The 12,045-nt window shown below is 65.6% G+C and carries 8 protein-coding genes; 3 read left to right on the top strand and 5 right to left on the bottom strand.

The genetic code is table 11. From position 1 onward, the window contains the following. Positions 1-12: 12 nt before the first annotated feature. The 3 genes from sphantq_RS18980 (at position 13) to sphantq_RS18990 (ending at position 3,496) form a co-directional block, all read left to right on the top strand. Entirely contained in the window at positions 13-1,179 is a 1,167-nt protein-coding gene (locus sphantq_RS18980; RefSeq protein ID WP_272800433.1) for an efflux RND transporter periplasmic adaptor subunit, read from the top strand. After that, positions 1,169-2,581: an efflux transporter outer membrane subunit gene (locus tag sphantq_RS18985; RefSeq protein WP_272800434.1), complete on the top strand. Its 1,413-nt coding sequence runs from the start codon at positions 1,169-1,171 to the stop codon at positions 2,579-2,581. The genes sphantq_RS18980 and sphantq_RS18985 overlap by 11 nt, the downstream gene beginning before the upstream one ends. A 219-nt stretch (positions 2,582-2,800) precedes the next feature. Continuing rightward, positions 2,801-3,496, top strand: coding sequence for a MucR family transcriptional regulator (locus sphantq_RS18990; RefSeq protein ID WP_272800435.1), 696 nt, complete (start codon positions 2,801-2,803; stop codon positions 3,494-3,496). Between the two features lie 68 nt (positions 3,497-3,564). On the opposite strand, the gene sphantq_RS18995 is transcribed toward sphantq_RS18990, so the two are convergent. From sphantq_RS18995 to sphantq_RS19015, 5 genes are all read right to left on the bottom strand, one after another. Further along, positions 3,565-5,433, bottom strand: coding sequence for a bifunctional sugar phosphate isomerase/epimerase/4-hydroxyphenylpyruvate dioxygenase family protein (locus sphantq_RS18995; protein ID WP_272800436.1), 1,869 nt, complete (start codon positions 5,431-5,433; stop codon positions 3,565-3,567). Positions 5,434-5,455: 22 nt separating this feature from the next. Next, entirely contained in the window at positions 5,456-6,325 is an 870-nt protein-coding gene (locus tag sphantq_RS19000) for a shikimate dehydrogenase (protein WP_272800437.1), read from the bottom strand. 75 nt (positions 6,326-6,400) lie between these two features. Then, positions 6,401-9,337 carry a TonB-dependent receptor domain-containing protein gene (locus sphantq_RS19005; RefSeq protein WP_272800438.1) on the bottom strand — a complete coding sequence of 979 codons (2,937 nt, stop codon included), beginning with the start codon at positions 9,335-9,337 and terminating at the stop codon, positions 6,401-6,403. Positions 9,338-9,450: 113 nt separating this feature from the next. Then, on the bottom strand, positions 9,451-10,752 hold the full coding sequence (locus sphantq_RS19010) for an MFS transporter (protein WP_272800439.1): 1,302 nt from the start codon (positions 10,750-10,752) through the stop codon (positions 9,451-9,453). Positions 10,753-10,964: 212 nt separating this feature from the next. Continuing rightward, a complete protein-coding gene (locus tag sphantq_RS19015; protein ID WP_272800440.1) occupies positions 10,965-12,044 on the bottom strand; it encodes a hypothetical protein in 1,080 nt (359 codons plus the stop codon). Position 12,045: the final 1 nt, after the last annotated feature.

Raw genomic sequence — 12,045 nt, forward strand, 5'->3', positions numbered from 1 at the left:
CCTTCGCAAGATATGACCGCGAGCGGTCCCGACAGCCGGATGCTGAAGCGCGTAGGCATCGGCGCGGGTGTGATCGCCCTGGCGGTCGTGGCGATCGGCGCGACGACCCGGATTGGCGCGACCAATGATTTGCGCGATACGGCGCAAAAGGCGGCGATCCCGTCGGTCGCGATCGTGTCGCCGCAAAGCGACGCCAAGGGCGGGGCGCTGGTGCTGCCGGGCAATGTCCAGGCCTATAACAGCGCCGCCATCTATGCGCGGACCAATGGCTATGTCAGCCGCTGGCTGGCCGATATCGGCGACAATGTGCGGGCGGGCCAGTCGCTCGCGGTGCTCGATGCGCCGGAGATCGATCAGCAACTCGCCGCCGCGCAGGCCGATTACCAGACGGCGCTGGCGCAGCAGCGCCTGGCCGACACGACCGCCAAGCGCTGGGCCGTGATGCTGGCCAAGGATGCGGTGTCGAAGCAGGAATCGGACGAGAAAAATGGCGATCTGGCCGCGCGATCGGCGGTGACCAATGCGGCGCTGGCCAATGTGAAGCGGCTGCGCGCGCTGCAGGGCTTCACCCGCCTCGCCGCGCCCTTCGACGGGGTGGTGACGAGCCGGTCGGCGCAGATCGGCGCGCTGGTGGTGGCGGGCAATGCCGCGTCGCAGCCTTTGTTCACCGTGTCCGACATCCACCGGATGCGCATCTATGTGCGCGTGCCGCAGGGCTATTCGTCGCAGGTGAAGGTCGGGATGCCGGCCATATTGACCCTGCCCGAATTTCCCGGCCGCAGCTTTACCGCGACGATGACGCGCAGCGCCGGCGCAGTCGATGCGCAGTCGGGCGCGGTGCTGGTCGAATTGCAGGCGGCCAATCCCGACCGGGCGTTGAAGCCGGGCGCGTTCGCCCAGGTCCGCTTCGATGTCGGGCAAGGGAGCGGCAATGGATTGAGTTTGCCAGGTAGTGCGATCCTCTACGGCAATGACGGTCCGACCGTCGCCGTGGTCGGCCGCGACAGCCGCGTGACCGTGCGGCCGATCAGCATCGCCCGCGACGAAGGCGCGACGGTGCTGGTGGCGAGCGGGATCAGGCCCGGCGAGCGGGTGATCGATTCCCCGCCGGATTCGATCCAGTCGGGCGACAAGGTGAGCGTGCAGAGCGGCGGCAAGGGTGCGGCCCATGCCAGTTAGGGCCATATGGCGCGCGGGGGCCAGTGTGGGGCTGGCGCTGCTGGGCGGCTGTTCGATGGCGCCGGCCTATCAGCCGCCGCAGATCGCCGCGCCGCAAGCCTATAAGGAGATGGCGGGGTGGACCCAGGCCACGCCGATGGACACGGCTCCGCGCGGGGCGTGGTGGGAAGCGTTCGGCGACCCGGTGCTGAACGACCTGGAGGTGCGGGCGGAGGCGGCCAGCCCGACGCTGGCGGCGGCGCTGGCGCGGTACGACCAGGCGCGCGCGGTGGCGCGGGTCGAGGGGTCGGACCTGATCCCGACCGTCAGCGTGGGCGGCGATGCCGCGCGCCAGCGCGTGTCGGGCAACCGATTCCAGGGCAATGGCGATGCGCGGACTTATAATGATTTTTCGGTCGGCGCGGCGATCGACTATGAGCTGGACCTGTGGGGCCGCATCCGCAACAGCGTGAAGGCCGCGCGCGCGGACGCGCAGGCGAGCGAGGCCGACCTGGCGGCGGCGCGGCTGAGTTTGCAGGCGGCGGTGGCGGACGCCTATGCGCGGCTGCGCGGTCTGGATGCGCAGGCGGACCTGCTCCACCGATCGGTGGCGGCTTTCGAGCGCGCCTATCAATTGACCGATACGCGGCATGAGGGCGGGATCGCGTCGGGCATCGACGTCAATCGCGCGCGCACGACGTTGAGCAACGCCAAGGCGCGGATTTCGGCGGTGGCGAATGATCGCGCCGCGACCGAGCATGAACTGGCGGCGCTGACCGGGGCGGTCGCTTCCGACTTTTCGATTCCTACGCGGGTGCAGACGCTGAGCGCGCCCGCCATTCCGACCGGCGCGCCGTCCACCCTGTTGCAGCGGCGGCCCGATGTCGCGGCGGCCGAGCGGCGGATGTTCGCCAATAATGCCCGGATCGGTGTGGCGCGGGCGGCGTTCTTCCCTTCGGTCACGCTGGGGCTGAGCGGTGGTTGGCAGGCCACGCACGGGTCGTTGCTGAATGCGTCCAACAGCGTGTGGGGCCTAGGACCGCTGGCCGCGGCGCTGACATTGTTCGACGGCGGCAAGCGGCGGGCGCAGGTCAGATTGTCGCGCGCGGAATATGAAGAGCAGGCGGCGCTGTATCGCGACACGGTGCTGGGCGCGTTCCGGCAAGTAGAGGACGGCATCGCCGCGCTGCGCCATCTGTCGGTGCAACTGGTCGACCAGCGCGATGCGGCGCAGGCGGCGCAGCGCACCAGCGACCTGGCCTTCACCCGCTATCGCGATGGCGCATCCGACTATCTGGAGGTGGTCACCGCCCAGACCGACGCGCTGGATGCGCAGAGCGCGTTGCTGAGCGCAGAGATCGAGCGGATGCGGGCGAGTATCGCATTGGTCAAGGCGCTGGGTGGATCGCCGAGCGCGGCCTGATGATCGATTATGTCGGCAACCAAGTCTGATCGGATCGACAAAGTCGGGTTGGGGACTGTGCCAAGGATGATGTGGATCAGTCTTCATCCGTGACTTGATGCCCGATACACTATGCCAGCCCCTGCATTTTTGACAAAAGCGCCGGACGAGGGCACAAGGTCCATCGGGCCAGCCGACCGTCAAGCCTGCGACCCGACCTTATCTGGATAGGATGTTTCCATGGCCGACACCGAACAGCCCGATTATACGAGCCTGACCGTCCAGTTGTTGAGCGCTTATGTCGCCAATAATATAGTCGCCAGCGAGGATCTGGCGGCGCTGATCCAGTCGACGCGGGCCGCGTTGATCGCGGAGACTGCGCCTGAACCAGTGGAGACGGTCGAGCATGTGCCGGCGGTGAGCGTGCGCAAAAGCATTGCTTCGCGCGAGCATATTTTGAGCCTGATCGACGGGCGTCCGTACAAGACGCTGAAGCGGCATCTGGCCACGCATGGCCTGACCCCGGCTGAGTATCGCGAACGCTATGGCTTGCCCGCGACCTATCCGATGGTGGCGCAGGCCTATTCCGAACAGCGCCGCGCCGTCGCGCAGAAGCTGGGGCTGGGCCAGCGTGGCACGCAGGCGCGCGCGGCTTCGGCCGCCGCTGCGGAAGCGCCGCCGGTTGCGCCAGCGCCGAAGGTCGAGGCAGCAGCGCCCAAGCCCAAGGCGAGCCGCAAGCAGCCGAGCGTCGTGGCGGCGGCCAAGAGCAAGGCGGCGCCCAAGCCCGCGCGCCAGAAGCCCGGTCGCAAGCCCAAGGCGGTAGCGGAGCCGGCTCCCGCCGTAGAAACGCCCGTGGCGCCCGTGAAGGCGAAAAGCCCGCGCAAGAAGCTGGGCATCAAGGCGGCCAGGACAGCGACGGCTGACGCAGCGTCCTGAATAATGCGCAACGCGCCGTCCTGATAGGCGGCGCGTGCGATCAGTATCAGGCCGACGATAGCAGGCGATTATTCCGGGTCGTTGGCGGCGTTCTTATACCGTTCCTGCGAGGCGAGTCGGATGCTGGCGTTGGGTGCGCCATAGCCCTGATAATGGTCGCGCTCGACAAATTCGAAGAAAAAGCGCTTGCGGAAGGCGCGGCTGTAGAGTTGCAAATATTCGCCAACGCCGTCGGCATCGTAAAGAATGTTCGCTTGCGCCAGGGCCGCAATGCGCTGGTCGTCGAGACCAAAACGGGCGGCGATGTCCTCATGATAATTGGGCGGTATCGGCAGGATGTCGGCGTCTTTGCCGGCCATGTGACCGGCGGTCGCCAGCAGGTCTGGCGTGGACAGGGCGATATGCTGATAGCCACCGCCCAGATTATGTTCGACGAAGCGTGAAGATAATGTTCCGAGCGCCTCGGAGGCATTGAGCGTCACACGCAGCGCGCCGTCCGGCGACTGGAGCGGCTGGCTCAATACCAGCCCGGACGGGTCGATGACATCGGCCTGGAAACTTTGTTGCAAGCCGAAGAGCGAGCGCCAGTAGAGTTGCCAGGACAGATATTCCTCGATCCGCACTACCGCGGCGAGATGATCGATGGCGAGCGGGGATGCGTCATAGGGCGCGCCGGTGGGCGTAAATTCGCCGTCCCACATGGCGGCGGCCTCCCCTTCCCCGATCAGATAGACGAGGCTGCCGCCGATGCCGCGCAGCGCCGGGAAGGCGAGATTGCCCGGCGCGTCGCTATCGTCCACCGTGCGGATGCCCAGATGCGCGGCGCGCGCGGCGACGGCGTCGCGATCCGGCACGACGAGGCCGACGGCGCAAATGGAGGGACCATGGGCCAGGCGGAAATCATGGCCGAAGCCATGAGGTTCGGCATTGATGACGAGGTTGACCGAACCGGCCTGCCAGCGGCTGACCGCCTTGGCCGGGTGGATGCCGGTGCGGATGAAGCCTAGCGAGCCGAACATCGCTTCGAGCGCCGGGACGTCCGCGTCGCTGACGGCGAACTCGACAAATTCGGGGCGGACATGGGGTGGCGGCGGCGGCGCAGCGGTGGGGCGATCAAGCAGGCGCAGCGCGGCATCTTCGACATGGCATAGCGATCGCAGGCCGTCGGCGGCGATCAGGTCTGCGGACCAGCCGCGGAAACGGTCGTTGAAGATTTCGAGCGACAAGGGACCAGTATAGCCGGTCGCCAATATTTCGGCGACATAGGCTTCGACCGGCAAGCCCCCTTGGCCGGGGAAGTTGCGGAAATGGCGGCTCCAATAGAGCAGGTCCATGTCCAGTTTAGGCGCGTCGGCGAGTTGGACGAAGGCGATCTTGTCGCCGGGGATGGCGCGGATGCTGTCGCTGGGGATGCCGCGCGACAAGGAATGGAAACTGTCGAGGATGATGCCGACATGGGGGTGATCGACCGCCTCCACGATCGCCCAGGCGTCGCGATGGTCGAAGACATGGCGGCCCCAGGCGAGTGCTTCATAGCCCACGATGATGTCGTGACTGGCGGCCAGATCGCCCAGTTGCTGGAAGTCGGCGACGATGCGGTTGCGCTCGCCCAATGCGTGGGGCGAGCAATTGGAGCAGAGGAGGATGTGGCGCGTGCCCAATTCGCCCATCAGGTCGAACTTGGCCTTTGCGCGATCGAAGGCGCGCTGGCGCATGGCGCCGGGCATCCCTTCGAAATCGCGGAAGGGCTGGTACAGCATACAAATGAGGCCGAGATCATCGAGCATCGCGCGGACGTCGCGCGGGCGTAGTGGCGAGGCGATCAGGTCGTTTTCGAAGATTTCGACGCCGTCAAAGCCCGCGGCGGATGCGGCGCGCAGCTTTTCCTCCAGCGTGCCGCTGAGGGAGACGGTGGCGATGCCGAATTGCAGGCTCATGACGTGCGTTTCTCCATTTGCGTCAGCCCTGTAGCGCGGCGCGGAAATTGGCGCCCATGCGAACAGGATCGGCGGTGCGGCCAGTGAAATGGTGGAAGGCGCCGACGGCCTGGAAGATGGTCATGCCGCTGCCGTCGAGGGTGGTGCAGCCCGCCGCGCGGGCTTCGCGCAGCAATTGGGTTTCGAGCGGGAAATAGACGATGTCGGTGACCCACAGCCGGGGTTCGAGCAGGGCGCGCGGGATCGCCGAGCCGGGATGCACGGCCATGCCCATGGGCGTGGCGTTGACGATGCCGTCGGCCTGGGCGACCGATGCGGCGAGATCGTCGCCCACTATCGCGCGGCCGGCGCCATGCACGGCGCAGAGCGCATCGCAGAGCGCGGTGGCGCGGGTGGCGTCGGAATCGAACAGGGTGAGTTGCGCCACGCCCAGGTCCATCAGCGCATGGGCAGTCGCCGCCCCTGCCCCGCCGGCGCCCATCTGGACGACGCGGGTCATGGCGGCGCCCTGCGGCAGGCCGGAGCGGAGATTTTGCGCGAAGCCCGTGACGTCGGTGTTGTAGCCGATGCGGCGGCCATCGCGGAAGACGACGGTGTTGACGGAACCGATCTGCGCCGCCTGGGGCGATAGCTCGTCGAGATGGGCGATGACCGCCTGCTTATAGGGATGGGTGACGTTGACGCCCGCGAAGCCGGCGAGGTGCAGCGCGTCCAGCAGGCGCGGCAGGTCCGACCCGTCCATGCCGTCGGCCGCGAAATCGAACAGGCGGTAGATGAGGCGGATGCCCTGCGCATCCGCTTCGCTTTCCTGCAGGCGCGGCGTCAGCGACGCCTGGATGTCCCGGCCGATCAGGCCGGTGAGATAGCGCGGAACGGAGCGGGATTGGGTCAAGAGTGGCGATCCGATTAGAAGGAGCCGTTCCCGCCGCGCCGAAACGAGCGCAAGCGGGAACGACAGGGGGAGAGATCAGAATTTGAACTTCGCGCCGACGTAGAAGGACCGGCCGACCATGTCGTAGGTGCCCGCATCGGTGCCGTTCTGCGAACTGGCGACGAAGGGGATGGCCTTGTCGAACAGGTTGGTCACGCCGCCGCGCAGCTGGAAATTATCGTTGATATCGACGGTCGAGAAGATATCGAACAGATTATAGGGCTTTACCCCCACCTGTTCCGACGCGGGCGAGGTGATCGCGCTGATGTCGCGCAACTTGCCCTGATAGCGCCAGCGGACGCCGAAGCCGAACATGTCGGAGCTGTAGCCGAGCTTCGTCAGCGCCTTCCATTTGGGCAGCGGACGGCCCGGCGTGCTGGTGCCGACGAAATCCTGCGACGCCGAACCCGGCAGGGTCTGGACCTTATAATGGTTCAGCCAGCCGATGGCGGACGAGGCGTAGATCTTGCCCGATCCGTCGCCGATGCCGGCTTCCGACAGACGCAGCGACCAGTTGACCTGCATATCGACGCCGTCGGTGTCGAGCGCACCCAGGTTGAGATAGGGCTGGGCGATGGCGACGAGCTGGCCGGTCGGGTCACGCTGAACCAGTTGGCAGAATTCGTTGCTGTCCGAATAGCTGCTGTTCGATCCGTCGAGATTATAGCATTTGGCGAGAACCGTCAGACCATTGATGGTGGAGATGACGTTGCGGATCTTGATGTTGTAATAGTCGACCGAGAAGGAGAAGCCCGACAGCCAGGGCGACGAGAATTTGGGATTATAGACGAAGCCGACGTTGAAGGTGTTCGCCTTTTCCGGGGTCAGGGCGCTGTTGCCCTGGATATTGCCGCCGGTCGCGGTGGTGGCGAATTGATAGGCGTCGATCGCCGCGGCGGGGATGCCCTGCGCCAGGCAGAGATCGCGGACCTGCGCGCCATTGGCGCCGGTGCGCGCCGCCGAGCGGACGTCGCAGGGATCGCCGACCGCGAGCGGCGGGGTGCCGATGGCGAGTTGCGAGCCGGTGACGGGCGAGAAGAGTTCGCCGATATTGGGCGCGCGGACGGCACGTTGGTAGCTGCCGCGGATCAGCAGCGACTGAACCGGCTGCCAGCGAGCGTCGAATTCATAGCTTTTGACGCTGCCGCTGGGCTTATAGTCCGAATAGCGGAAGGCCGCGCCGACGCCCAGTTCGTGGAAGAAGGGCGTTTCGGACAGCAAGGGTATGTCGATCTGCGCCGCAAATTCCTTGACGCTGATTTCGCCGCGCGCCGGATTGGAGCCGACGACGCCCTCAACATTGTTGGTCACCAGATCGGAACTGGGATCATATTTATAGGTGTTCTTGCGATAGCCGCCGAGCAGCGCCAACTGGACCGGGCCGGCCGGCAGGTCGAACAGCGGGCCGTTGACCTGACCCTGGACCTGGGTCTGGGTCAGCCGTTCGCGGCTGTTGATCGTGGCGGTCATATATTGCTGGCATTCGCGCGACAGGCTGGTCGCATTGGTGATGCCGAAGGGGTTGAAGCCGCCCGCGCACAGCGAAGCGCCGCCATCGGCAGCGTTGAGCAACGTCTGCACCCGTGATTTCAGCACCGCGTTGAACATCGACTGGTTGTGGACAGTCTCGTCATAGGAGGCGAAAGCGTCGAACTTCCACGACCCGGCCAGCGTGCCCTTCAGCCCGCCCAGATATTGCTGAACCCGGTAATTTTCGTCCCAGCCCTTGTCGCCGATGCCGACATAGCGGGCGCTCCAGCGGAAGGGTGCGGCCGGATTGGGGCGCGACGCCAGCAGGGTGGACAGGTCGGTCGGGATGAAGGGATTGGTGACCGGAATGGTGGTGAAGGGCGCGAACTGCGTCAGGCTGCCGCCGCTTTCGGTGGTGACGGTGGAGTCGACATAGAGGAACTGGCCATAGGCAGTCAGCGATTCCGTGAGGTCGAACTCCCCCTTGGCGAAGGCGGACTTGCGTTCGAAGGCGTTGAGGATCTGCAACTGCGGCCCGACGGGCATACGGACATTGCCGCCGACCACGGCATAGGCGCCGGTCGTCGGCCCCTTATAATTGACCGCGCCGGTCTGGACGAACAGCGAGCCGTCATTGTTGAAGCCGAGATTGAGCGTCGGGTTGATCGGCGTGGCCGCGCCATAGCCGGCGAACAGGCCGTTGAGCACGGCCGCATTCGGCAGGTTCAGCGCATTGGGGACGAAGGTGCCGGTGCCAATGAAGGACGATGGCACCTTGTCGTTGAAGAAGCTGCGCTGCGAACCGGAGAGCGGATCGCGCTGGCCATAGCTCAAGGCCAGCATCAGGCGGCCACGATCGTCGGCGAATTTGGTGCCCAGCGCGAGCGAGGCGTTGAATTTGCCATAGTCGCCGCGGAAGCTGTTGCCGTTCTGGATATCGCCGCGGATGCCGTCAAAATATTTGTCGGTCTTGAAATTGACGACGCCGGACATAGCGTCAGAGCCATAGATGGCCGACGCGCCGCCGGTGATGACGTCCACCGACCCGATGATCGATTCCGGCAGGATGTTGATGTCGACATTGCCGTTGATGTCCGACAGCGGCAGGCGGCGGCCGTCGAGCAGGATGAGGTTACGGTTGGAACCGAGTGCGCGCAGGTTGAGCGTAGCGCGGCCGCCCGATCCCTGGCCGCCGGTGCCGGCATTGCCCGATGGGGTGAAGCCGGGGAGCTGGTTGAGCGAATCTTCGAGCGTGATCTGGCCGCTTTGCTGCACCAGTTCATCCGAGACGGTGACGATCGGGCTGACCGCGACATTATTCGGGCGGGCGATCAGCGATCCGGTGACGACGATGTCGGCGGTGGCCGGCTCGGCTGCGGCGTCACTCGCCTGCTCGGCCGGTGCGGCCTGATCCTGCGCCCAGAGCGGCGACACGCAGGCGCACAGCGCCATGGCGGCCAGCGATCCGCCGAGGCGAAGCTGCTTATGGAAACCTGATGTCATACTATCCTCCCTTTTTATTACTAACTAGTTCGTACATCAACGATGGCGATCCGAGGCTCTACTGGCCTTTTGGGTTATATGCTTGGCGGTCATCTGTTATGGCTGTCTGGCGCTCAGTCCATATCCACCCGGCGCACATCCCCCACGATGAAGACATAAGCGGCGGCCCCGACCAGCGCGAGTATGCCGATGAAGGCGAGCGCGAAGTAGAAGGAGCCGGTCTGCCCCACGATCAGCCCGACCACGATCGGCGTGATGATGCCGGCCAGATTGGCGCAGAGATTGAAGACGCCGCCGGTCAGGCCGATATATTGACGCGGGGCGACGTCGGAAATCAGGGTCCAGCCCAGATTGACCATGCCCTGCCCGAAAAAGGCGATCGACATGATGGCGATGACCAGCGTGTTGCTCTGAACGAAATTGGCCGCGACGATGGTGGAGGCCAGCAGCAGACCCGCGACGATCGGCAGCTTGCGCCCGATATTGGCGGAGCCGGTGCGGCGGATCAGCATGTCGGACACCTGCCCGCCCAGCAGGACGCCGGCCGAGGCGGCGATATAGGGCAGGACGGCGAAGGTGCCGGATTTGAGCCAGTCCATGCCGCGCTCGGTCGCCAGATAGGTCGGGAACCAGGTCAGGAAAAAGACCAGAGTGGAGTTGCCGCAAAACTGGCCGATCGAGGCGCCCAATATCTGGCGCTTGCTCATCAGCTTGCGCACATTGGCCCAGGAGAAGGGGATTTTTTCATCCTTGCCGGCGATGGCGACGCCCCCGCCCGCCTCGATATAGGCCAGTTCGGCGGCGTTGACGCGGCGGCTCTCGCCCGGATCGCGATAACGGGCATACATGAGCAGGCCAAAGGCCATGCCGAGCACGCCGGCGATGACGAAGAGCGCGCGCCAGCCCAAGCTGCCCACCACCCAGAAGAGGACGGGGCTGAAAAAGGCGAGCCCTGCATATTGCCCCACGGCATAGACGGAATTGGCCCGCGCCCGTTCATCCTGCGGGAACCAACTGCTGAGAATGCGGCTGTTGCACGGGTAGCAAGGCGCCTCCGCCATGCCCAGCGCAAGACGGAAGCCGAACAACATCGCCACATTACCGGCCAGGCCGTGGAGCAAAGTGAAGAAGGACCAGAGGATCAGCGATCCGGCATAGGTGATGCGCGTGCCCAGGCGATCGAGCAGCAGCCCGCCGGGGATTTGCGACGCGGCATAGGTCCAAGAGAAGGCCGAGAAAATGAAGCCCATCATTTCCGGCGAAATATGCAGTTCCGCGGTCAGCGAGGGGGCGGCAACGCCCATGACGGCGCGGTCCATATAATTGAGCAGGGTGGCGACGCTGATGAGCGCCAGCACGCCGATGCGCGCGCGGGTGGGACGGAGCAGCCCGGACGGCGCGATGGGCGCGTTCATGCCGCGGTCCGCCGCAAACGGGGCGTGCGCGTCGCAGGGCGACCCATGCCCGAAAGGTCTGGGCGGGGGGCGTTCGGACGATAGATGCTGCACTGGGCCGTCAATGGCCGATCCTCCCATCAGTCGAGATATGTTTCCCGATCTTGCAGATTCGCTTCTATGCCAGATCGTCTATTTCGGCAAGAAAAATGTACGAACTAGTTCATACAAATTTACGGTAGCATGTGGGGTAGCGGCCGGACCCCGATCCGGTCCGCCTGATAGGAGCCGAGCCACAGATCGTCATCCACGATCACCGCCGCCGATACGCCGTTGAAGACCGGGTCGGGCGGACCATAGGCGACCAGAGAAAAGCGGCGGGTTTCCGGGTCGAGCTGCGCCACGGCATAGCCGCGATGGCACAACATGCCATCGGCGACGCCATTGACGATTTTACGCAGGCCGCCGCAGGCCGGTTCGTCGCGCACCATGCCGGCGAGCAGCAGCCGGTCGCCGTCCCAATGGATATTGTCGGGCATGAATTCGGGCGCCTGCGCGCGCCAGAGCGGCTGGCGCGTATCGTGGCGCGCATAGGCGACCACATCGCGCAGGCCGAAGGCGATGACGTAGAAGCCGCTATCGTCACGCGCCGTTTCCAGCCCGTTATTGCCGGGCAACTGCGTGCCGGGCAGCAGGCGGAAGGCGCTGTCCTGCGGGCCGCGTTCGTAGACGCCGCCGGTGATGCGGCCGAGCACGAAATCGGTGATACTGGCGCCGGGGCGCGTCAGCACCGTGGCGATGACCGTGCCGTCGGCATAGGAGGCGACGGCATTGGCGACATGGCCCGGCGGCATGGCGAGGCAACCCTGCCAGCGCAGGGTCGGCGCAGCCAGCCCGCGCGCGTCGATTGCGAAAAGCTCGATCGCTTCGCGGCCGCCATGATTGACGACCAGCAGCCGCCCCTGCCCCGCTTCAGTCATGCGCAGACTGAGGCCGCGGGCGGTGAACAGCGCCGGATCGGGCGGCGTGGCGCAATCGGGATAGCGGGGGTCGGGCGTGACCTGATCGGCAGAGGCGGTGAACCAGAGGCTGGCGCGGCGGGTGCGGCTGTCGATCAGTTTCAGCCCCGATCCGGTCGCAAAGCCGCTGGCGATCACCCAGGGGGTTGCCGGGATATGGGCAAGGTCTTCGGGCTTGTTTGCGCCGCAGACGAAGGCGAACTGCGCGGTTGGGGCGCAGGCGGTGGCGGATGATGGCGCGGGCGATGTCGTCGCGCAGCCCGCCAGCGCCAGCAGCGCCGCGCCGGCGAGCATC

The organism is Sphingobium sp. AntQ-1 (assembly GCF_028538045.1).
In the GTDB taxonomy this organism is placed as follows: Bacteria; Pseudomonadota; Alphaproteobacteria; order Sphingomonadales; family Sphingomonadaceae; genus Sphingobium; species Sphingobium cupriresistens.

What these genes read in the sequence shown, in the direction of transcription:
- sphantq_RS18990 (WP_272800435.1), top strand. Translation starts at nt 2,801, where the DNA reads ATGGCCGACACCGAACAGCCCGATTATACGAGCCTGACCGTCCAGTTG.
- sphantq_RS18995 (WP_272800436.1), bottom strand. Translation starts at nt 5,433, where the DNA reads ATGAGCCTGCAATTCGGCATCGCCACCGTCTCCCTCAGCGGCACGCTG.
- sphantq_RS19015 (WP_272800440.1), bottom strand. Translation starts at nt 12,044, where the DNA reads ATGCTCGCCGGCGCGGCGCTGCTGGCGCTGGCGGGCTGCGCGACGACA.
- sphantq_RS19010 (WP_272800439.1), bottom strand. Translation starts at nt 10,752, where the DNA reads ATGAACGCGCCCATCGCGCCGTCCGGGCTGCTCCGTCCCACCCGCGCG.
- sphantq_RS18985 (WP_272800434.1), top strand. Translation starts at nt 1,169, where the DNA reads ATGCCAGTTAGGGCCATATGGCGCGCGGGGGCCAGTGTGGGGCTGGCG.
- sphantq_RS19005 (WP_272800438.1), bottom strand. Translation starts at nt 9,337, where the DNA reads ATGACATCAGGTTTCCATAAGCAGCTTCGCCTCGGCGGATCGCTGGCC.
- sphantq_RS18980 (WP_272800433.1), top strand. Translation starts at nt 13, where the DNA reads ATGACCGCGAGCGGTCCCGACAGCCGGATGCTGAAGCGCGTAGGCATC.